Genomic DNA, 23,887 nt, shown 5'->3' with positions numbered 1-23,887 from the left:
AGCTGGCCTACTTAATAAACATACTCTGTGATGTTTTAAGTTACTTTACCGCTTGAAAAAATTCAGTTCTATTTCGGCCTTGCACTTTTGCTTGATATACCGCCTTATCTGCTTGGGCGTAAAGCGCGGCAAAAGACATTTTTTCATCAGCAATACTCACACCAATACTTATTGTTATTGGCGTATTTTCAACTTTAATTGTTGCAACTAACGCATGCAGCTTTTGGCAAAATAGTAACGTATTCTCTTGATTTGTATCTGGTAACATAATTAAAAATTCCTCACCACCAATACGCGCAACAAGATCTGTTTTTCTGCACTCGCTGTTAAGCTTAGCACCCAATTCTTTTAGTATGTCATCACCTTTCATATGGCCATAGGTATCATTTATGATTTTAAAAAAGTCTATATCGAGCATTAACAAGCTCACAATCTGATGCGATCTTGCAGCTTGCTCAAGCATTAGCGTGCTTCTGACTTTCATTTCTCTTCGGTTGAGTAATTGCGTTAACTCATCAGTAGCAGCCAGCTGCTTTAACTGTTCGGCTTGTGCTTCCAATACTGAACGTGTTTTTAGTAACTCCTCATAAAGTAAATCTCTCTTCGAGGCATTAAAAAAACTCCAATAAATACAATGATCAGACCCAATATGCGCATTCACTGTAACAGGTAAACGCTCGCCTTTGCCGTTCATTATAAGAAGTTGCATTTCTTCACATTTTTTTTCATGTAATAGGGTGGGAATTAAATAACTTTGAAAAAATATTTTTGATGACTTAGTAAACACCGTATCTACATTTTTCCCCAGCAACACCTCTGGCTGCCATTGGAGTTCGTTGGTAAAGTAACTATTAACGTAAATAATGATTCTGTTAGCGTCAGTCACACAGGCACCACAGGCAAAGTCATCTGGAGTGTAATTAATTTTGTATTGCGTAATTGTATTGTTCACTGAGGTTACTGCAAATATTCAATCATTATTTGCGCAATTTCATTCGGGTGTGTCATGTGCAAACAATGTCCATCAGCTGCAATTACACTAAGCTTGCTGTGTGGTATTCGCTCATGCATATATTCACCCACAGTCACGGCGGCTAATGCATCATTTTGACTTTGAAAAATTAATGTCGGCTGATTAATATCTGTTAATAAGTGTCGGTGATCAGATAAAAACGTTGCTTCTGCAAATGTTTTGGCAATCACAGGATCCGTTGAACAAAAACTGCCTGACAACTCCCGCATAAATTCATGGGTGTTGCTATCTCCAAGCACTAATGGTGCAAGGTAATTAGCCCAGCCAATATAATTTTTATCCATAATACTAAGGAGTTCGAGTAGATCTTGTGTTTCGAATCCCCCTGCATAATCTGGTGGATCATTTAAAAAGCATGGCGACGGGCATATCATAACCAAGTTTGAAAAATATTCAGGCTTTTTATTAGCAGCTATAGCACCAATCATGCTACTAACCGAGTGGCCAACAAATACCACCTTTGATAGCTGTAAGGCGTCACATATATCTATAACATCTTGCGCATACCCGTCTAAATTACTGTAACGTTGTTTGCTGTATTGTGAAATGTCGGACGCGCCCGAGCCAACGTAATCAAATAAAACAATGCTAAAGTTATCGGCTAATGACGCAATTAAAAAGCGCCACATGTTTTGGTCACAACCAAAACCATGAGCCAAAAGCAGCGTTTTCTGCCCTTTCCCAATTATTTTTACGTTATTCCTTCGTTTTATTTCATCAGCTAAACACATAACACGGTTCCTTTGTTATTTAGGGCCTGTTGACCTTTCAGGATTAAAATTTGTTCAATCTAGGGGCGATTTAATCGCGGCGCGAGATTTGTAACCTAGTGGGCTAAGTAAAAATCGAGCAAAGCTACCGCGTCCTGCTATCGCCCCTTACTTACATCCATGTAATAACAAAGAGTTAATCGCCCCTAGGCAGAACCCTTCGGGCAGCGCATGTTTGGCATTTATGCTACGTTATCGCCTATTTATGGGGAATAACCACACTACATAGGCTCTGCCTTGCCTAAAAACCAAACATACTGCGGCAAAAGTAACCTCGAAAGATAAACAGGTCCTATACTTCACACAGCGCACTATAAAAGTAAACCCTGCGGGATTAAAAGTCTATTAGGCTAATAAAAAATGCCATCTCAAGGGCTTTTTCTTCCAAGCTTTTAAAACGCCCTGATGCGCCGCCGTGACCGGCATCCATATCGGTTTTAAACACCAAAATATTATCGTCAGTTTTATATTCACGCATTTTAGCCACCCACTTCATCGGCTCCCAATATTGCACTTGTGAATCATGCAAACCGGTAGTCACTAAAATATGTGGGTATGCCTGTGCGGTAATATTGTCATACGGTGAATACTGAGCAATCACATCATAATAGGCAGGGTCATTTGGATTACCCCATTCATCGTATTCATTGGTAGTTAGAGGTATTGACTCATCCAGCATGGTGGTTAGCACATCTAAAAATGGCACATGGCAGCCAATTCCTAAATAAAGCGCTGGCGCTTGGTTAACAACCGCTCCCATTAGTAAGCCACCGGCACTACCGCCTGAAGCAAACACTTTATCTTGCGCACCATAACCTTGCTCAACCAATGCTTTGGTTACATCAATAAAGTCGTTAAAGCTATTTTGCTTATGTTGTTTTTTGCCTTGCTCGTACCAATCACGGCCCAACATCTCACTACCACGAACATGTGCTATGGCATACACAAAACCACGATCGAGTAAGCTTAATGAGGTACTCGAAAAACTCGGATCGATGGTTATGCCATACGCCCCATAACCATATTGAAACAGTGGATTAGTGCCATTTTTAGCAAAACTATCTTTACGATAAACCAGCGACACGGGCACTTTAATACCATCACGCGCTGTTACCATTAATCTTTCAGAGGCATAGTTTTGCGGATCAAAACTGCCTAATACTTGCTGTTGTTTTAATAAAGTTTTATCACCATTATTTAAGTCTACTTCAAATAATGAACCTGGCGTGGTGAGGCTTGAGTAATAAATACGAGCTACGTGCGTATCATGCTCAGGATTCATTGCAATGGCAGCATAATAACAAGGATCATCAAATTCTAAGGTCATACGCTGCTGTTGCTTATTAATGACCACAAAGCGTGTTTGTCCTTGCTCGCGCTCAGTAAGCACCAAGAAATCGTCAAACAGCTCTACGCCTTCTAATAAAACGCTATCACGATGAGGGGTATGCTCAAGCCACTGTGTTTTATCTGCAATGGTACTTGTATTAGCCGTCATTAAACGAAAGTTTTTAGCTTGCCAATTAGTCACGATATAAAACGTATCGCCGAGTTTATCAACATCAAACTCATGCCCTTCTTCGCGTGGCAGTAACTGAGTAAACACTCCTTGCGGCTGATCAGCATCTAGCACCCAAGTATCGTTCGTTTCTGTAGTGGCTAAATCAATAATGATCAGCCCCTCATCACGGCTTTTACCAAGCCCCATAAAAAAGCTTCGATCTTGCTCTTCATATACCAATACATCGTGCGCTTGCTTAGTACCTAATACATGGCGATAAACTTGATAACCTAATAACGTTTTAAGGTCTTTCTTTACGTAAAAAACCGTTTTATTGTCGTTTGCCCAAACGATTTGCCCTTCGGTGTTTTCTAATACATCTTCAAGTAAATCATCGTTATCAATAACTTTAAACTTTACGGTATAGATACGACGGCCATCGGTATCTTCAGAGTAAGCCAACAATTGTTCATTAGGACTAATTGCCACCTCGCCTAATTCATAAAATTCAAAACCTTCTGCAAGTATATTTACATCTAACAGTAGCTGCTTATCTGCGGCATCCATCTGACGACTACGGTAATGGCGAGAATATTCATCATCGCCACGTACTTCAGAGTGATACCAATACTGGCCATCTTTAACGGGAAAAGTATTATCGTCTTTAACAATCCGCCCTTTTAGTTCTTCGAACAGTTGCTTCTGAAAAGACTGAATAGGCGCTAGTTGCTGTTCACAATAGTCATTTTCAGCAGCTAAATGTGCCAGCATCGCTGGATCTGTACGTTCGTCATCACGCATCCAATAATAATCATCAATGCGTATTTTTTTGTGTGTTGTTAACGTGTGCGGCTGTTTACGCGCAACAGGAGCATTAGGAAGTGAAGACAACGATAAGTTTGATAGAGCCACAGAAAAACCAATAAAAAATTTCGATGGCTGGAGTTTAACATAATTTTCAAAAGTGCATAAAAAAGCCCACTCAATGAGTGGGCCGAAAAATGCTAAATAGCATTAAGGGGAAACTTGCTGCCAAGCAAGGTGCCAACTTTGTCCAACACCGGGCTCGTAAAGTGGATTATTTTCTTCTTTCACATTGCAAAACTGGCTGAAAGGCCAAGGTTTACATTTATAAATTAAGCCTGTTTTTGGCTGTAATACTTTTACACCCGCATTATATACACCACACTTTTCAGGATAGATATAATCATATGCGGGCTTAACAACCTGGTAATCATCACATTTAGCAATACATTGAAAAGTTAATTCCGCACGAGTAATCCCGCAACCTTCGAGTGCATAAATCTGGTTTGAACGATAAGCTACCACTAAACCTTGCTCAGTCATTCTTCCTGCTTCGACTAAGGGTATATGAGTATTAATATATTCCGCGACAAAGCGTGGCCAATTATGTGGCTCACCTTGTTCTTCGGTGATAATTTCATATTGAAATGATAAATCGACTAGCTCTCCTTGCGTGTCATAAAAAGTCACCGTCACCATATCACCTACAAACAATTGGGTATGATGATTTAGACAACCTATTGGCATCCAATTTCCACAGGCCAATGACGTATGCATAAACAAAGCAACACCTTAAGAATATCTAATAGGTACTATCCAGCATTTATTGGATAAAAGAAATACTTTTAACTACATTGTAGGGCTGATGACACACAGTGAGGTTGGTATTACCCTGTGCGACGGCCCCGCTATCTTAGTTTTAATGCTAAAACCTTAGACCGGAAACTTTGCGTCCTAACCTTTCGGTTAGTTTGCCAAAACAGCGTGAGTATAGTGTGACATAGCTCGAAGATCAAACTAAAGAATGTAATCAAAAGTTAAAGCTGGCACTTAAGTTTAATTAACCTGCACTCTGGTTAAGAGATTTTCTGTAAAAACAAGGTTAATTTACGTCTCAATAGCTGGCCTCTTGTAATTAAACTCAAAGCTACCAGTATTATAAACAGCTGCTCAAACATGATTTATTACATACAATTCAGAAGCTTACACTTAGTTGTGTCGACATAAAATAAAAAAGCCAACCTTAAGCTGGTTGGCTTTTTATTATGGTGTAAGCAAAACCTTAACACTCAAAGTTAGCTTACTTTAACCTTTTGGCTAGTAAATGGACGTTTAAACAAACCCCCAATATCCGTTAAAATAATATACAGACATGGCACTAAAATAAGTGTAATTAAGGTTGCAAACATCACAGCAAAACCAAGTGCAACTGCCATAGGTATTACAAATTTAGCCTGTAAGCTGGTTTCAAACATAATCGGCAATACGCCTGCAAATGTAGTAATAGATGTCAGCAATATAGGTCTAAAACGAGCACAACCGGCCTCTATAACCGCATCTTTAATATCTATTCCTGCACGGCGTGCTTGATTAATAAAATCAGTCATTACCAAGGAGTCATTAATAACCACCCCTGCTGCGGCAATTAATCCAAAACCCGACATTAGACTAATGTCTAAGCCAAACCAAAAGTGGCCCCAAATTGCTCCTGTCAGACTAAATGGAATAACCGACATTACAATTAAAGGTTGTGAATAACTTTTAAGCGGTACGGCCAATAATATGTAAACTAAAATCATCCCGCCTGCAAAAAACAGTTGCTGCTCATTTGCTTGCGCTTGCTGCTCTTCTATTGCACCGCCTAATTCAGACTTAACACTTGGGTATTCTTCTTGAAGCTGTGGTAGTAAGTTTTCTTTAACTTGTTTGACTACCTCACTCGGTTCAATTGCTTCCTCGTCAATGTTGCCATAAACGTAAACAGTACGATAACCACCTTCACGGCGAATATAACTAATGCCCGGTGTTTCTGTTAGCTCAACCACATCACCTAATAAAACTTCTCGGCCTTGTGGCGTTGTAACAACCGCATGCTTAAGTGATGAAAATGCCTCACGAGTGAGCTTAGGATAACGCACCATCACCCGAACCTCCTCACCACGGCGAATAACGCGCTGCGCTTCACCACCATAAAAGCTTGCACCTACTTGGTTCGCAATTGCCGCCAGATCTAAGCCTAAGTCATAGGCAACTGGTTTTAAGCTCATTTGCACTTCTTTACTGGCAGGATCGATAGTTGAGCTAATATCAAACAAACCTTCTTGCTGTTGTAATAGCTGTATAAAACGACGACCCGCATCATTAAGCGTATCGATATCAGAGCCATATAGTAAATAGCCAAACTCGCCACCACTACCGCCGCCTCCGCCGCCAACATCATCTTGAATAGTTAATGATTTGACACCAGCGATAACCGGCATCGCTTCACGCCAACGTCGAGATAGCTCAAATGCATTATATGGACGCAGTTCTTCGTCAACTAATGGTGCGAGTAATTGCGCTTCAGTACGACCTTGATTGAACACTAGCACATCACGCACCATCTTCTGGCCTTCTTCACGCTCTGTTTGTCTATCAACCTCTAGCACCATAGCTTCAATTTCACGTATCGCATTAATGGTTTGAATGTCGGATACATTGTCGTTCATTTCTACATTAATTTGCGGGAAGTCATGAGGTACCTTAGGTGAAGGGATCATACGCACTTGATTAGATGAAATTAAACCAAAGGTTAAAATTAACAGCGCAATAAAACCAAACATCACCGTCCAGCGCCATTTTATGCAGTTCACTATAAATTGTTTATAAGGGCCATTAACAAAGCCAAAAAAACGGTTATTAAAACGTGCTCGCCAACCATCAGGATTAATAGGTGAGAAATGCGTATGCGCAATATGTGCTGGTAAAATTAATTTAGATTCAATGAGGCTGAAAACTAAACATAAAATAACCACCACTGAAATACCATAAAAGAAGGCACTTTCAGGACCACTCGAAAGCGTAAACGGAGCAAACACGGCAATAGTTGTTAGTACACCAAAGGTTGCAGGGGTTGCCACTCGCTTAGCGCCATTGACCACATTAACAACACCACCGCCTTTTTTCTCTATTTCGGTGTAGGCACTTTCGCCTATGACTATGGCGTCATCCACCACAATCCCCAGCACCATAATAAAGGCAAACAGGGACACAATATTAATAGTGACACCAAACAGCGGCATCAACATCATCGCCCCTAAAAAACACACAGGTAAGCCAATCATTACCCATAGCGCTAATTTAAAGCGTAAAAATAACGAAAGCATGATTGCTACCAAAATAGCGCCTTGAAATAAGTTAGCTTTCATCATATCTAAGCGCGCATTTAGGTAGTAGGTAAAGTCCATTAATGGCTCTAAACGCACACCGAGCGGTAACTCTTTATTTTTTTGATCAATATACGCTTTTACCGAGTCAGCCACCGGAATAATATTTTGATCTTCGGTTGCTTTTACCGATAAGTAAACCGCATTTTCACCGTTAAACTTAAAGTAGCGCTCCCCTTCAGTGAACTGGTCTTTAATAACAGCAATATCTTGTAGTAATACTTTTGCGCCATTAGCGCCAATTTTAACCGGAATTTGTCTAAACTCTTCACCCGAGTAAAACTGATTCTCTACACGAACCGAAATAACTCCTGCATCTGTTTTTAATTGCCCAGCTGAAAAGTTAGCCGAATAACGACGTACAGCATTTACCACGTCCGACAAAGTTAAATTATATTGGCGTAATGTATCTGGTTCAATTTCTATTGCGATCTCATCCAGAGGAACGTCATTAACCACCAATGACACATTAGATAGCTGTAACAGCTCATTCTCAATTTGATTGGCTATAGGTTTTAATTCAATTAAGGGTAAGTCGGCCACCAGCGTCATACCTATTACGTCTTGGCGAAACTCCACTTGACTTATGGTGACCGGTTCCATTCCAGCAGGGAAAGTGGCAATACCATCAACGCGTAGTTTTACCTTATCAAGCACGTCGGTAAGTTCGGCATCAGTGTTTATTTCAAGGCTGGCCGTGCCGCCATTTCGAAATGCGCGATACACCCCTTTTTTATCTCTGTTATATCTTTTAATGATTCTTCAATTTTTATTAGAATACTTTCTTCAATTTCTTGTGGCGAGGCTCCAGGATAGTTCGCCGACACATTAATATAGTTAATTTCTATATTAGGGAACATTTGTCGCTGAATCGTAAAGTAACTTATCAATCCCATTACAATGATAAAAAACATCATTAAATTAGCAGCAACAGAGTTATTAGCAAAGTAAGCAATTACCCCTGTTTGTTTAGCCTTGTTGGGTAGTTCGGTGTTATTCATAACTCAATCTACCTTTTATAGTTGTTCAGTAGATGCACTTTTCGGTGCCTCTATTTCTTTAGCATCTTGAAGGCCTGCAATTTTTACTGCCATGCCTTTTTGTGGATACTCCGGTAAGGTAACAACTAATTGATCATCAGCCTCTAAACCATCACTAATATAAAAGAACTCTCCTTCTTCGCGGATCACTTTCACTTTACGTGGTTCAAGTTGCTGTTCATCATTAACTATCCATACCATTTGGTTATTCACCAGTTCTTGCGGTAAACGATAGATATTATTAAGCATGGTGCCGGCAAAATTAACTTGTACATAAGTGCCAAACTTAATCGCTGGTTGTTTATTCACTAAACCATACGGATCGTCAATTCGAACAACCAAACTACTCATACGCGTAGCATTATCAACAATACCTAAATCACGATCTATTACCGCTTGGCGAGTAAAACCATTTAAGCCCGTTTTAATCACTGTTGCAGTGACGCCTTTGACGCGCTCAGGTAAAAAACACTATCAAACCCAGCTATAGGTATGATGACTTCAGCGGTTTCAATATTATTTAATTCAGCAACTTGTGCGCCCATAGAAACAAATTGACCCACACCAACATTACGATTAATAACTAATGCATCGTATGGAGCGGTTACTTCACAGTTGTCTAAATCACGCTGTGCACGTTTTAATCCTGCTTGCGCTGACTTAACTGACGCTTGTGCACTTAGCACTTGTGGCTTACGTAAAAATAAATCGGTGCGTGCTTTGCTAGGGAATCGCTTAGCTTCGTCTTCTGCTACTTTGGCTTGCGCTTGCTCTTCAATTAACATCGCCTGCGCACGAGCTAGTTCAGCTTCAGCTTGCAGTACAGCCGCTTCGTAATTATCTTTTTCAATAGTAAATAGAACTTCTCCACGTCCAACAATACCACCGGCGACAAAATTAGGATGCCAACTAACAACTTCACCTGACACTTGTGCTGAAAGCTGTGTGTTTTCCAACGGTTTTACTTCACCATAACTGTTAATCATTACTTGGTGATCGTTGGCAGCCACAGCCTCAACTTTTACAACCGGCCGAGTGTCGACTATTTCTTTTTCTGGTTCTTGGGCAATCGCATTAATTCCCACAAAGCCAACAATCCCTATGCCAAGCGCGACAAAAGGAAGTCCCCATTTTAATATCGTTGTTCGCATAATCAGTCCCCTTAATATTTTACTAAAGCCATAATAACAGAGCTGAATGAAACATTAACGTGACATTTGTAAGCAACTGTTACAAAAAAATTGATATCTTTAAAAAGCTTTAAAAAACCATTGTTAATCTATTATTTAATATTTTTTTATATTTTGATATAAAAAATAAACCATATAAATCAAAATGATAAAAACAAGCTTAGGAATTTCATCCTAGATTTGTTTCTTCCCGAGTCAGTTTGGGTACACTGAATAAGATTTTAACAAGTAAAATAAAGAGTATAAAATGAAGTTAACAACCATTACGCTAGCATTAAGTTTAGCTTTAGCGACCAACGGCCACGCTTTGGCCGCAGATAAAAAAGACGAAAAAAGACAAAACCATTGCCGAGCTGATCAAAGATAAAACCGAGTTTGCGGGGATATTTAGCCTCTATCAAGATGAAAAAACCGGTGATCACTTAATGGTAATTGATGAATCACAGCTTGATACCCCATTTGTGTACTTTGCCCATACTGTCGATGGCGTTACTGATGCTGGTCACTTCCGTGGGGCTTATCGTGAAACAAAGCTTATTGAATTTAGAAAGTATTTTGATCGCATAGACATTATCAGTAAAACACCTCGTTACCAGTTTGATGAAAGTAGTGCTATTGCAAAAGCTGCTAATGCAAACATCAGTGAAGCGGTACTAGCTAGTATTAAGATTGAAAAACAAGAGCAAGGCAAAATTGCTTTTAATGTAAACAAACTATTTTTAAGTGAAGCACTACATAAAGTTTCTCCTTGGCCAAACCCAGATGATAAAAATGCCAAAAAACGCTTTAATCTTGGTAAATTGAGCGACAAAAAGTCACGTATTATCAAACAGCGCCCTTACCCTAATAACCTCGATGTTGTTGTTGACTACGTATTTGAAAATGCTAACCCAAGCGTGCGCGGCTCAAGTGCAGTAAGTGATCCTCGCAACGTATCCTTAAAGGTACAGCATTCATTCGTAGCACTGCCAAAGAATGATTACCAATCTCGTATTGACGATGCTCGCATTGGTTATTTCACAAATCAGTTTGATCAAATGACCTCCCCAGACTGGGCACCATATAATGATGTGATCAAGCGTTGGGACTTACAAAAGAAAGATCCAAGCGCTGCGTTATCCGAACCTGTAAAACCAATTACTTGGTGGATTGAAAACACCACCCCAATTGAGTGGCGCGACACCATTGCAAAAGCAACCCTGGCATGGAATAGCTCATTTGAAAAGGCTGGTTTTAAAAATGCTATAGAAGTAAAAATCCAGCCGGATGATGCAAAGTGGGACGCAGGCGACATCAACTACAACGTGCTACGTTGGACTTCATCACCAAAGCCACCATTTGGCGGCTACGGTCCAGCCCTAGCAAACCCATTAACCGGTGAAATTTTAGGCTCAGACATCATGCTTGAGTTTGTATTTATGAAAAATCGCTGGATTTACGATACGCTATTTACACAAGGCACTATGAGCCACAGCAATGGTGCTGCTAATACCGGTGAACTAAACTGCTCGCTAGGACATGAAATACAACAAAATATGATGCTAGCAAACAGCCTTTCAACCGGTGCAAGCATTGAAGACAAAGAAATTTTACGTCAAGGTTTAACCCAACTAGTGCTACATGAAGTTGGCCACACACTAGGTTTAAACCACAATATGAAATCATCCATTTTGTGGAATGAAAAAGACGTTCACGACAAAAATAAAACACAAGGGATCGTAACAGGTTCAGTGATGGATTATGCCCCTGCTAATATTGCTCCTATTGGTATGGCTCAGGGTGATATTTTCCAAACCAAGCCTGGTCCTTATGATGATTGGGCAATTGAGTTTGGTTACAGCCAAGCATTAGCGGATGAAGCAGCTGAACAGCAACGCCTTGAAAAGATTTTAGCCCGTTCAATCGAACACAAACTTGCGTTTGGTAACGATGCCGATGATATGCGCGCACCTGGTAGACATATTGATCCTCGCGTGATGATTGGCGATATGTCATCAAACCCAGCAGCGTATGGTGCTGATCGCATGGCGCTAATCAACAAACTGTTTACTGAGCTCAAAGATAAAGCGCGTGTTGCTGGTGAGTCACACCAACAATTACTGATCTCAGCAAACAGCTTATTTGGTCAATATCGCACCCAAGCGAATATAATTTCTCGCCAAATTGGCGGAGTCTACGTAGAGCGCGCTGTTGTGGGTGGTAATGATGCTGTTGCACCATTTACCCCTGTGCCACTAGAGCGCCAACAACAAGCCATGCAAATTTTAGCGAAAAATGTATTTGCCCCAGATGTACTTACCAGCATGCAGCCTCTATATAACTACATGCAACAACAACGTCGCGGCTTTAATCATTACGGCAAAAATGAAGATCCAAAACCACATAAAATGATTTTGGGGATGCAAAAATCAGTATTAGCCCAATTACTCCACCCCGCTGTTATGCAACGCATCTCAGACACGGCACTATACGGTAATGAATATAGCTTAAGTCAGTTTATGAACGATTTAACGGCGAGTATTTTTATTGACAGTAAAGCAGCTAATTCAATCAGTCATAACTTGCAAATTGAATATGTCAATCAGCTAATTGCTATCGCGGGACTAGGTAAACCAAGCAAGCACGATAACTTAGCAAAAACTGCAGCGCTTTATCAATTAACTCAAATTGCAGACAGCAGCACGCCATGGGGTGCAGATACAGCGACAAAAGCACATAAAAAGTATATCGATCGCCTAATCAATAAAGCGCTCGAAGCATAACTAACCACGCAATAATAAGGCCGCACCTTCAAGTGTGGCCTTTTTTATTTTTAAAACCGAACACCTGCGTGTTCGATATCGAACAGCTATCACTTTATAATCACCATATAAAAATTTAACCAACTGAAAATAAACAGTATTTATTTCTGGCATCAAACTTTCATTAACTACACTATCAACCACGTAGATTTGTAGATTATGAATATTAATATTGAGAAAACCACAAAACTAAACAAAGTTAAAATAGCCCTCATTGTTGCCGCACTCATACTGCTTGCAAGCATCAGCTATTTTGCTGTGCAACCTGCTGTGCCGCAGCTAAATGCGAGTACGCTCAATGTGGTGACCGTCCAACAAGGTGATATTGATATTATGACGCCGGTGTATGGTCAATATGCATCACGCTATGAGCGCCTAATTAGTGCCCTTGCAGTTGGTCAAGTTAGTGAAATTTATCTACGTGCTGGCGCAGATGTTGAAGCTGACACTGTGATTGCCAAACTCACCAACCCAGATCTAGAACAGCAATTTTTTGAAGCTCAAGCCAAGCTAGAACGTATGCACTCTGAATTTGCTGCATTTAAATTTCAAAAACAAAATGAGCAGCTGACCTTTCAAGCTGAGCTTGCTGATATTGATAGCCAAATACAAAGCGCTAAATTAGATGTTGATGTCAATCAGCGCTTATCAGAGCAAGGTATCGCCGCCAAAATTGATTTAGAACGAGCTACGTTGAAATACCAACAACTTAAAAAGCGTCTTGAGTTTGCAATCTACCGTTTTGAAAAACAAAAAGAAATGCACAAGTTAGAACTGCAGCAGCAACAAATTTTATTAACACAGCAACAAAAACAAGTAGATTTAGTCAGTAATAAAGTGACGGCATTAACAATCATCGCAGGGATTGCAGGTACATTACAGCGCTTAGATATTGAACTTGGTCAGCGAGTAAGCCAAGGACAAGCTATGGCGCGAGTGGGCTCAAAAAGCCAACTAATGGCTAAATTAAATATTCCGCAACGCATTGCTGAGCGCATAACACTTGGTGCTCGAGTCGAACTAAAACATCCATCAGGCATGTTAAAAGGCACAGTTAAGCAACTAACATCCGTAGTCGAAAACGGCTTTATTATTGCCGAAGTACACCTGAGTGAACCATTACCGACCAATCTGCGTCCTGCGCAGCCTGTCAATGCTTTAGTATTTGTTGAGCGTAAAGAAAATGCCCTCTATGTGAGCCAGCAACCAGGATTAAAACCTCTCGGTGCGCAACTGCTCTATAAACACTCAGCGAATCAAGCGCAATTACAGCAACAAGAGATCACCTTTGGCGAGCTAACGGGCAAAGATTTACTCATCACCGCAGGTGCAAACGCTGGTGAAAAAATTATCACAAATGATTTAAGCCAATGGCATACTTACAGCCACTTGGCGCTAGATACTGCAAAACTTTAAGGAAAAACACCATGACAGCACTCGTTACCATTAACAACATCAATAAAGTGTATAGCAAAGGCCAAGTTAAAACTCATGCGCTACAGGATGTTTCTTTAACAATAAACAAAGGCGAGTTTATCGCTATATCTGGCTCATCTGGCTGCGGAAAATCAACCTTACTGAGTATTTTAGGATTGCTGGATACGCCAACCGATGGCGACTATCAACTGGCGAATATTGACACTCACAGCCTCAATGTTGATCAACGCTCAAGTGTTAGGAATAAGCATATTGGCTATGTATTTCAGTCATTTAACTTGATTGATAGCCTAACCGTATTTGAAAACGTGGCTTTGCCGCTGGAGCACCGAGGTACGCCAAGTAAAGATATTAAGGCCGCCGTAGAGCAACAACTAGCGGCAGTTAACATGAGCGCCCGTTTACATCATAAACCAAGCCAACTCTCTGGCGGACAGCAACAGCGCGTTGCGATTGCTCGCGCGCTAGTTGGCAACCCCGACTTACTACTTGTGGATGAACCAACTGGTAATCTAGATAGCCAAAATGGCGATGCTGTAATGCGACTCTTGCTAGAGCTAAACAAACAAGGTGCCACTGTCGTCATGGTGACCCATGACGAACGGTATAGCCAAATGGCACAGCGTCAAATTCGCTTATTTGACGGCAAAGTACTTGTTGAACATAAGGAAGCGGTAGCATGAGTTTTTACCTTCGCGCTCTGCGCCATGGCGTTTTGAGGCTATTTACTTTGCCGCGCCTATCTTTGCCCATTTTAATTACACTCAGCTTTACGCTGGCAGCCGTGTTGGTTGTGGTCGCAATGAGTAGCAACCTAATTTTTAAACCGCTACCCGATATTAAAGACGAACAAAGTCTCTATACAATTAACCGGACTATGGCTGTCTCAGACGATATGCGAGTATCAATATTTACCACTAAACGCCTTGCACTGTTAGCTGAACAATATAAACAGTATGGCAAATTTGCAGGCTTTCAAGCAGATGAAAGTGCTATAAAAGTGGATGAGGTTGCTTATCCTGTATCGCGCTTTGATGCCAGTGATAACTTTATGACGGTAGTCGGCGGCGAGTTATTAGTTGGCGAACGACCAAGTCAAGAACATAGCCAAAATGCAGTGTGGATTTCTCAAAGTTTATGGCGCAGTGCATTTCAAAATAATGCTAATGTAATCGGTCAAACCTTACAACTTGAAGGCCAATCACTGCAAGTTCGTGGCGTTGTTACTGATTTTTCATCTTTTTTATCGGAAACTGACGAAAAGTACGCCCAGCAAATATGGCTTTACTACAATTTAGCAGAGCAAGCTTCAAAGCCAACACAAATGACGATTGATGGCAGCCTGCAACCTCTGTTTAGAAAAACTCAGCAAGCAATTACAACAAGCGACATCGAAGATTTCTGGCTGCAATATTACCAACAAGAAAGTGAACAACTTGGCCCGATGAAGCAAATGTTTGAAAGCATGAATCCAGAAAGTACTGCGGTTCTCTATCGAGATAGTTTAATGGCTGAGCAACAAACTATGATCTGGTTTTTACTCGCCGCTGTCACCATTCTACTCATAATGGCAAGCCTAAACCTACTCAATTTATTTATTGCTCACTATCAGCAGCGTGAACAAGAATTTGCAACTCACCTATGCATGGGTGCCACCCGCAACAAGCTACTGGTGATGAGTTTCTTAGAAAATCTCAGCACCTTTTTACTTGCCGCAGTGTTAGGTTTATTAGGTGCTGCGTGGTTGATCCGCATATTACCCATAATCAGTGGCGGTAATATAGAGATGCTCGAACTGGTAAAAATTGACGCCGTAACTATATTGGTTGCACTAGTGGCCGTTTTAACTATCAACTTGTTTTTGCGTTTCTATCAACCCAGCAATTTGATCAAACGCAGCTGATAAGCAATTTAAATAACGGCAATAAAGGCGTTAATGCAGGGAAAATAACCATGCTTAGTCGTATACTGTTTATTGCACAATTAAGCTCTGCCGCCGTGATATTAACAGGTACCGCGATGCTAGCAAATGCGGCTTATAACAGCTTAAATGTCGATTTAGGTTTCACCCCTGGTAATACACTTGTTGCTCAGGTAAACCTACACAATAACGAAAAAGCTCTTTTAACAAATGCCGAGTTGGAAGCACAAAAAGTAGCGCTAGATAATGACCAAGATAGCGAGCAAAAAGCGAAGCAACGCTTTTTGGGCACCCTCGATATAAAGCGCCAATTAAGTCAGGCTGTTCAAAAGATACAACCAAATATAACCATATTACAAAGCCAAGGTGAACCGTTTAATTTTAATACCACAATTAGCATGAATCAGGATGATGAAACCCAAAAAAGGTTCACCTTTATGAATATAAACATAGCGGCTGATTATGTGGATAGCTTTGGTTTAACATTACTAGCTGGGCAAAATATTAGCCAAGCACAATACCAAGATTTAGATGATGTGGCACTTATTAACGAGACCTTTGCCAAACAAATATCGACTGACGGTACGCTTGAATCTGTGGTAGGAAAAAATATTGCTAGCCGACGTATCATTGGAGTGGTTGCCGATACCTATACTATCATGGCTAAAAACCAAGGCTACCCAGCTATGCTTTATACTGACAAGAGCAACACCTCAACAATAAACTTGGTGATGCAACTGCCTGAAGGGCAAGAGTTTGATAAGAATGCCATTATTCAAGCAATTAAAAGTGCTAATCCACAAGTCAACGAAGTTAAAGCTCGTACACTGACTGAACGCTGGGATGAGCAAACAATGCCAGCTCGCGTACAGTTTTACTTTATCAGTGCATTATCGGTATTAACGCTATTGTTAGCCGCGGTGGGCAGTAATGGTATGGCAATCAGCTTTACAGAACTAAAACGCTTTGAGCTTGCCATCCGTATGGCAACAGGAGCAAGTCGTAGTAATCTGATGAAACGCACCATTAAAAGCTTTAATGGTTTACTGCTGAGCGCACTTGTCATTGCGATAACACTTGCATGTGGTATTTACTTACTATTGCAATTGCAAATACCTTTGTTGCCGGCATTTTCCTGGCAGGCACTTACAATATTTACTAGTTTATTGATTGCTATCGTCTTTATTGCCATTGTTTTGGTAGTATGGCGTATTATAAATGCTGATCCTATGCGTGCGCTTAGAGAGCAATAAATTTAAGGAGTTGGCAGCAAACGCTGCCAATACGACCATTATGAACCAACCCACTATTTTGGTTGTGGATGACGATGACGATATCCGCTTTGCACTCACATTACTGTTAGAGCAAGCCGGTTATCGCGTGGTTGAAGCTGATGGACCGGTGCAATGCATGCAATTGCTTAGCCGATTAACGCCTGCACTGGTGTTATTGGATATGAACTTTACTCGAGATACCACCTCAGGAAAAGAAGGGCTCGCGTTACTTGCACAAATTAACCCATTAAATATTCCCGTCATTTTAATGACCGCTTGGGCTAACATTGAGCTGGCAGTCACTGGCTTACAAAATGGCGCAAAAGATTTTATTGAAAAACCATGGCGTAAAGAAAAATTGCTAAGCCAAATTGCTAATCATATTAAGTCCGTAACGGCAAAGCCTGTGGACACTAGTTGGATCGCGCAATCCAGCGCGATGCAGTCTCTCGAGACACTCATCAAGCAACTGGCGCCGACCGATGCGAATTTATTAATTTTAGGTGAAAACGGTACCGGGAAATCGCAATTAGCAAAGCGAATTCATCTGCTCAGTGGCCGCTGCGAAGCGCCGCTGATAAGTCTCAATATGGGGGCATTAGCAGAGTCGTTATTTGAAAGTGAACTATTCGGTCATCATAAAGGGGCTTTTACCGATGCCAAGCAAGACCGCTTAGGCGCATTTAGCCGTGCTAAAAATGGCACCTTGTTTATGGATGAAATCGGCACTTTACCGTTTCATTTACAGCCTAAATTATTACAGGTGTTAGAAACTGGTGAGTTCACTCCGCTTGGCGCAAACGCCAGCGAAAATATAAACGTGCGACTAATCGCAGCTACCAATCAAGACTTAGCCAGCGCAATTACAAACGGCCAATTTCGCCAAGATTTATATTATCGCTTAAATACCTTTGTCATTCGTCTGCCTGCGCTACGCGAACGTAAAGACGATATCTCTGCGCTGTGCGAACATTTTATCAATCAGTTTGCAGCTAAGTACAACAAGCCCATATTGCCATTATCCGCCAGTGCTCGCGAGTTGCTAAAAACCACCCTTGGCCTGGCAATATTCGAGAATTAAGTCATGTAATCGAACGTGCTGTGCTGATCTGTAACGGTGAAGCAATTGAAATAAATCATATCATGCTCGACTATCAAACAACACAAAGTCAATCTATCCCTGCGCTGACTTTAGAGGAGCTAGAAAAACAACGCATAGTCGAAGTACTACAACAACATAATCAGCAGATCACAGCGGCAGCTAAAAGCTTAGGTATTTCTCGTAATGCGCTTTATCGGCGTATGGAAAAATATCAATTAGAGGGTTTGGATGAATCATTTTAAAATGAGCCATAAAGCCAAGATGATTGCCATTTTAAGCGCCATATTTGCCGCAATTCTTATTCCTACTGCTGCTTTAGTGTATCAACTAAGCCAAGATATTTTACTCACCGTCACTTTAGGGGTTTGCTTAAGTTATGCATTGATTGTTTGCGCCTATCGGTTATTCCATAGTCATTTTTCACCCGTGGCACAATTACAAGCTTATATTGATGCAAAACAGCAAGGGCAAAGTAACCTTAGCTTAGGCTACAGTGATCCAAGCTCCCCATGGGCAATACTCGGCGCACAAATAGAAACATTATTTACAACACAACAACCGCAGTCTGAGCACTTAATTGATGGGTTATTTCAGCATTGGCCACACCCTATTGCAGTATTTAACGAGCAAAGCCAACTGATATTTTTTAACCACCCAATGTATGCTCAGCTGAAAACGCCATTACTACGAGGAATGACTTTTACAGAATGTGGTTTTAGCCTTGATAATAACCAATGCAGCCATGCAAAATTAAACCAGGATTGGCAAATACAACGCATTGCCCTGAGCGATGCTAAACAAACACTTATTACCGCCAGCTATATAGGCCATCAGTTACAAGATGCAAAGCGCCAATCACAAGCTGATCTAATTCGTATTTTATCGCATGAATTAAACAACTCACTGACGCCCATGGCCTCAATGACAGATACACTAATGGCGGCAGATGAATTAGACGAAATACAAACGAGACAAGTGCTAACACGGATTAAATCGCGCAGTGAGTCACTGCTGCTTTTTATTAAAGCCTATGCAGAGTTAAGTCGTTTACCGAACGCAAAACCGCAAACCTTTGATTTAAAAGCGCTCGCAATACTCAACGCCAAAGAACAAAGCGTTCAACTTAACTTCGCAGGTTCCCCATCCTTTTTTGCCGATAAACTACTGATAGAACAATTATTAATTAATGTATTTAAAAACAGCTATGAAGCCTGCGCAGAGCAAGCTTGCATAACATTGCGCTGTTTTGCACAAAGCGACATGCAAATATTACAGCTGACTGATAACGGTCCTGGTTTTGCCAATATTGATAATGCCCTGCAACCTTTATACACCACCAAAAAACAAGGCAACGGCTTAGGCCTTGCCTTGTGTAATGATATTGTGCAAAAGCACAACGGCCAATTGCAGTTAGCTAACACAGCAGATGGCGCGCAAATCACCATTAAACTACCGCAAAATAGCTGTTAAAAACTTACAAATAAATTGTGCCTTGCATATACCGCACTGCGTATCCTGTGAGAGTAACACTATGTTCACTGACTTCGCATTGCATATGGCCGCCACGACTAGAGGCTTGATAAGCACTTAAGGTTTTTTAACTAATTGCTGCGCCCAATAAGGCGCGAGACCGGTATGAATTGAGCCGGTAACGTAATCTTCATCACCGCCATTAGCAGGCCAAAAATAACGTGAAATAAAGTCGTATTTTGCGCTTGGTGCGGTTGCAACTACATCAAGTGGAGCTAGTGTTTTTAGCAAGTTTGAATCTGTTTTAAGGTTTAATATATCCTGCTCACTTTCATAAATCGCAAAGTAAGCTTGTTTGTTTTTCAACACCTTAACTGGTTGTATAGACAAGCCAGAAAATAGCTCAGAGGGTATTTCTGTTGTAACAAAAGGAGCTTGTTTTGGAAAAGTCATGGCAAAGCTGCCATCGCTATTTTTATTAATAACTAACTCACCGACTGCAACAGCTTGAAAACGAACTTGCGATAAATTGTGCTGTTCGCACAACACAAATGCCGCAGCGAGTGTAGCATGCCCGCAAAAATCGATTTCCATTAACGGCGAAAACCAACGGATAGCAAAACTACCGTCAGTTTGACGACAAGTAAACGCGGTTTCGGAGACGTTATTTTCTGCGCCAATTTTTAGCATTAGCTCATTATCAAGCCAATTATCTAAATCAATAACTGCGGCATAGTTACCTTTAAACAGCTCGTTAGTGAAAGCGTCTATTTGATGGATTGTGAGTTGCATTTTTGCTCAATTTATCAGGCTAAGTTTCTAATAACTTGCCACAAATTGAGCTAAAAGAGTATTAAATTTATCTAGCTAATATTAAGCTGCGACAGGGCGCATTTTATAATATTGAATACAACCAAGTTGCGCGGCATTAGTCAGTAAGATCATCACAAACGTTAAAACATGCGAAGTACTTGGTGCCGCCATCGCTAATTCTGCAAATAAACCACACACACCCGCTATAAACTGTAAACTAAAATAACGTGCACTTAGGTTGCTAATATCACCACTGCGCAGCGTTTTATAGGTTTGCGGCATCACTCGTACAGAGCTCATGATCAAACCCACAAAAGTAAGCCATGTGAGTACCTGTGCAGTTTCTAACTGTGGATTAAGCAACAATAAAAATGGTAAGAACGAAAAGCCTAGCATGGCAGTTAATTGAATTCGCTCTCTTGTCTTTGCATTATAACGGGCAAAATAATACAAAATTAAGCCACTTAAGCATCCAGTCACCACAAAAGGCAGCACCATATAAAAGCGCTCAAAGTACAAGTTATATGTAATAAAGTAGACACTTTGGGCAACACCAAAGAGCCATCATTAGTAATGATAAACCCGATACACTGCGATTTTTACGAATTTTATTGAGTAACGGTAAAAAGCTAAACACTAAAATAAATGATGATAAAATAGGCAGGTAATGCGCCAAAGTAGACCTCGCTCGTTAGTAGTTGATTAATAAGTTAGCAACTTATAAACAAAACAATAAATCAGTGTAAATTACTGTTTTTATATGCTTTATGTAAGGCGCGGCATTGTAAAGGTCCTATAAAAACAAGCAACCATTTGTACAAAATAAACTCATTGCTAATGCGGCAAGTTAACCTTACAGTTTCCGTTTTTCGACTGACACTTTGCAGTTAGCAAGTAAACATCTCATCGCATAGAATTGAAATAACATTGATAATTGTTATCATGCAACAAATTAATTTTGATAGCTCTTTGCCTTATGAGAAAAACACTTTTAAAATACACAGTTGGATTGCGCTTTGTGCTTTAGTTCCACTTATTGTGATCAGTATTACTGGCAGCGTATTAGTGTTTAAAAGTGAAATTGATGGCTTACTCATGCCAGATAGTCACTTTGTCGTTGATAGTCACGCAGAACGCAAACCCATTGATAAATTAATAGCGGTTGCTGAGCATGAATTTCCTAGCTATATAGTAGGTAGTTGGGAAATATTTAATGATGATACTGCTGATCGGGTTTATTTAATCGAACGCGGTACCGACACTTGGTATAAATTTCATATCAATCAATATTCTGGCGAAATACTCTCGCAGCCAGTTAGCACCAGTCACTACTTCACAGATTGGTTTTAGAACTGCATTACACATTTTTGCTAAACGATTTAAAAACTCTACCAGGTCAAACAGGCACCGTCCTTGGGTTCTTTTTTGCAATCTTTCTATTTATCCTCGGCGTTACAGGCTTAATAATTTATCGTAAATTTTGGCAACGTTTATTTTCAGTACGCTTCAAGGCGACGCTGCAAATTGTACTAAGCGATATTCATAAAATGACAGGGGTACTTGGCTCACCCATTATTTTAATTTTGGCGATCACTGGCGGCTACTTTAATTGGGCTGTGTGGTATCACGAAGTAGTCGAACACGCAGAAGAACAGCATTTTATACTCACTAAAAACTTACATAGCGATACCATTAACTTTCAAGTCATTCTAGATGACAGCAAAAAACAAATCCCGACATTTAATGGTACTTTTTTAGTTATGCCACTGGAGCCTGACGAAAACATTACGCTATTTGGTGAAGTTGATAGCAATAATCCACTGGCAAGCGAATACGCTAACACCGTTACTTATGATAAACAAACCGGTGAACATATAGCTAACTGGGATATTCGCGAAGTCGGCATTGGTTGGCAAGTAATTGATAGCTTTAGAAAATTACACTTTGGTTATTTTGCCGGTTTACTCAGTAAAATCTTATGGTGCGTGATTGGACTAAGCCCAGTATGGCTTGCAGGCACTGGTTTTTACTTGTGGCTTAGCCGCCGTAATCGTAAAAAACAATCACAAAGAAATCGCGAGCAAAGGCGAACAGCGACAGCATTTAATACTTGATTAAATTTTTACCTCAGCGTACCTTTATCTAAACGCTGAGGTGACTATGAAACTTTACTTTTCTTTATTATTAATATGTTTATTAACAGCTTGTAAAAGCACAGAACAGCAGAGTACGGTTGCGCCAACACTAACTAGTTTACTAAATCACACTCTCTTTGAGTTACAGCAAGTCCCTTCAGAACAAGTTATTTTTCAACTGCCCAACGATGAAGCTAAGATCTTTCTATCTTATGTCGAGAATCAACGCCAAGACGGTTTAACTGACGATATTATTCTTTATAACTACATTGAACGCAGCTTTAGTAATTTTAGCTATCATGGCGATACCCTCACAGCAGAGCAAACCCTCGAGTTATCTCATGGTAACTGTATAAGTCTGGCAATATTAACCCAAGCCTATGCAAACTTAATTGATCTGGAAACTGGTTTTCAAGAAATGACAAGCCAGCCTGTTTACGCCAAAGAAGGCAATCTGGTATTTATTGCTAACCATTTTCGTACTAAGTTATATAGCCCTTTCACTGAAGATGAAGATCAAATTACTTTTATTCGACCAGGAGTACTTATTGACTATTTTCCTTCGCGAGGAAGTTTTTATGTTGGCAGTGCTAGTTATGAGGATCTCATTGCCAAATATTATAGTAATTTAGCGGCTGATGCTTTACTGGAAAATGATTATAATCAAGTGTATAGCTTGTTAATTAAGGCTAATCAGTACGCACCAAATGATGCTGAGTTATTCAATCTTGCGGCTATATTACATCGTCGAATTAACGATAAAACAACCAGTCAATTAATTTACCAAACAGCGCTTGATCAGCAATTACAAAGTTTAAACTTACTAAGCAATTACAAAGTACTCGCAGAAGATATTGGCAATGAAATGTTAGTTGAACAAATTAATTCATTGTTAGGTGCTCAAGAAAAAGATCCTTATGAATTAATTGCTCTTGGTGAAACAGAAGCATTGAGTGGGCGCTTAATGAGCGCTAAAAAACACATAGATGAAGCAATAAACAAGGCACCTTATTTGGCTGATCCCTATGTAGCTCTTGCAAAAATCCGTTATCAGCAAGGTAATTTAAATGACGCTCATAAATTACTCAAACAAGCTATGGATCTCGAAAGAGATCATCAACAACGTAGTATTTATGCGGCAAAGCTTGCCGCTATAAGAAGTCACCAATAA

Annotated in this window: 11 protein-coding genes, 7 pseudogenes and 1 riboswitch; of the genes and pseudogenes, 10 read left to right on the top strand and 8 right to left on the bottom strand. The window is 40.3% G+C overall.

Annotated features, from left to right (window positions below; genetic code table 11):
- Positions 1 to 40: 40 nt before the first annotated feature.
- The 6 genes and pseudogenes from P4S61_RS09020 to P4S61_RS08995 form a co-directional block, all read right to left on the bottom strand.
- Positions 41 to 952, bottom strand: coding sequence for a GGDEF domain-containing protein (locus P4S61_RS09020; RefSeq protein WP_337118164.1), 912 nt, complete (start codon positions 950 to 952; stop codon positions 41 to 43).
- Positions 953 to 957: 5 nt separating this feature from the next.
- Positions 958 to 1,764 (bottom strand): alpha/beta fold hydrolase, encoded by an 807-nt coding sequence (locus P4S61_RS09015; protein WP_145240244.1) that lies wholly within the window; start codon positions 1,762 to 1,764, stop codon positions 958 to 960.
- Between the two features lie 373 nt (positions 1,765 to 2,137).
- Positions 2,138 to 4,216, bottom strand: a complete 2,079-nt coding sequence (locus P4S61_RS09010; RefSeq protein WP_145240242.1) for a S9 family peptidase — start codon at positions 4,214 to 4,216, stop codon at positions 2,138 to 2,140.
- Between the two features lie 102 nt (positions 4,217 to 4,318).
- Complete coding sequence (locus P4S61_RS09005; protein WP_145240240.1) at positions 4,319 to 4,885, bottom strand: chitin-binding protein; 567 nt, start codon at positions 4,883 to 4,885, stop codon at positions 4,319 to 4,321.
- Positions 4,886 to 5,003: 118 nt separating this feature from the next.
- Positions 5,004 to 5,094: riboswitch (cyclic di-GMP riboswitch) on the bottom strand.
- A 309-nt stretch (positions 5,095 to 5,403) separates the two neighbouring features.
- Positions 5,404 to 8,534 (bottom strand): annotated as a pseudogene (locus tag P4S61_RS09000) (efflux RND transporter permease subunit).
- A 15-nt stretch (positions 8,535 to 8,549) separates the two neighbouring features.
- A pseudogene (locus tag P4S61_RS08995) lies at positions 8,550 to 9,724 on the bottom strand (efflux RND transporter periplasmic adaptor subunit).
- Positions 9,725 to 10,010: 286 nt separating this feature from the next.
- On the opposite strand from P4S61_RS08995, the pseudogene P4S61_RS08990 reads away from it, so the two are divergent.
- The 8 genes and pseudogenes from P4S61_RS08990 (at position 10,011) to P4S61_RS08955 (ending at position 19,768) form a co-directional block, all read left to right on the top strand.
- A pseudogene (locus tag P4S61_RS08990) lies at positions 10,011 to 12,525 on the top strand (zinc-dependent metalloprotease).
- Positions 12,526 to 12,723: 198 nt separating this feature from the next.
- Positions 12,724 to 13,980, top strand: coding sequence for an efflux RND transporter periplasmic adaptor subunit (locus P4S61_RS08985; protein ID WP_337118163.1), 1,257 nt, complete (start codon positions 12,724 to 12,726; stop codon positions 13,978 to 13,980).
- Between the two features lie 11 nt (positions 13,981 to 13,991).
- Positions 13,992 to 14,684, top strand: coding sequence for an ABC transporter ATP-binding protein (locus tag P4S61_RS08980; RefSeq protein ID WP_145240229.1), 693 nt, complete (start codon positions 13,992 to 13,994; stop codon positions 14,682 to 14,684).
- The gene (locus tag P4S61_RS08975; protein ID WP_337118162.1) at positions 14,681 to 15,904 is read left to right on the top strand and encodes an FtsX-like permease family protein; all 1,224 of its coding nucleotides are present in this window, start codon (positions 14,681 to 14,683) and stop codon (positions 15,902 to 15,904) included. The genes P4S61_RS08980 and P4S61_RS08975 overlap by 4 nt, the downstream gene beginning before the upstream one ends.
- Positions 15,905 to 15,954: 50 nt before the next feature.
- The gene (locus P4S61_RS08970; RefSeq protein ID WP_337118161.1) at positions 15,955 to 17,175 is read left to right on the top strand and encodes a hypothetical protein; all 1,221 of its coding nucleotides are present in this window, start codon (positions 15,955 to 15,957) and stop codon (positions 17,173 to 17,175) included.
- Positions 17,141 to 18,312 (top strand): annotated as a pseudogene (locus tag P4S61_RS08965) (sigma-54-dependent transcriptional regulator); the annotation flags it as partial. The gene P4S61_RS08970 and the pseudogene P4S61_RS08965, both read left to right, overlap by 35 nt.
- Before the next feature lie 27 nt (positions 18,313 to 18,339).
- The gene (locus P4S61_RS08960) at positions 18,340 to 18,540 is read left to right on the top strand and encodes a helix-turn-helix domain-containing protein (protein WP_442961589.1); all 201 of its coding nucleotides are present in this window, start codon (positions 18,340 to 18,342) and stop codon (positions 18,538 to 18,540) included.
- Positions 18,527 to 19,768 (top strand): sensor histidine kinase, encoded by a 1,242-nt coding sequence (locus P4S61_RS08955; protein ID WP_337118158.1) that lies wholly within the window; start codon positions 18,527 to 18,529, stop codon positions 19,766 to 19,768. Before P4S61_RS08960 ends, P4S61_RS08955 begins: the two co-directional genes overlap by 14 nt.
- 4 nt (positions 19,769 to 19,772) lie before the next feature.
- Here P4S61_RS08955 and P4S61_RS08950 read toward each other — a convergent pair.
- Positions 19,773 to 20,560: pseudogene (locus P4S61_RS08950) on the bottom strand (PhzF family phenazine biosynthesis protein).
- An 81-nt stretch (positions 20,561 to 20,641) separates the two neighbouring features.
- Positions 20,642 to 21,257 (bottom strand): annotated as a pseudogene (locus tag P4S61_RS08945) (SemiSWEET family transporter).
- A 266-nt stretch (positions 21,258 to 21,523) separates the two neighbouring features.
- Between P4S61_RS08945 and P4S61_RS08940 the strand changes: the two are divergent.
- Together P4S61_RS08940 and P4S61_RS08935 are read left to right on the top strand one after the other, a co-directional pair.
- A pseudogene (locus P4S61_RS08940) lies at positions 21,524 to 22,695 on the top strand (PepSY-associated TM helix domain-containing protein).
- Positions 22,696 to 22,741: 46 nt separating this feature from the next.
- The gene (locus P4S61_RS08935) at positions 22,742 to 23,887 is read left to right on the top strand and encodes a tetratricopeptide repeat protein (RefSeq protein WP_337118157.1); all 1,146 of its coding nucleotides are present in this window, start codon (positions 22,742 to 22,744) and stop codon (positions 23,885 to 23,887) included.

Origin of the sequence: Pseudoalteromonas sp. B160, from assembly GCF_037162485.1 — a bacterium.
GTDB classification, from domain to species: domain Bacteria; phylum Pseudomonadota; class Gammaproteobacteria; order Enterobacterales; family Alteromonadaceae; genus Pseudoalteromonas; species Pseudoalteromonas rhizosphaerae.
Note: the sequence above shows the minus strand (reverse complement) of the source record. Positions and strands in the feature narration are given on the sequence as shown.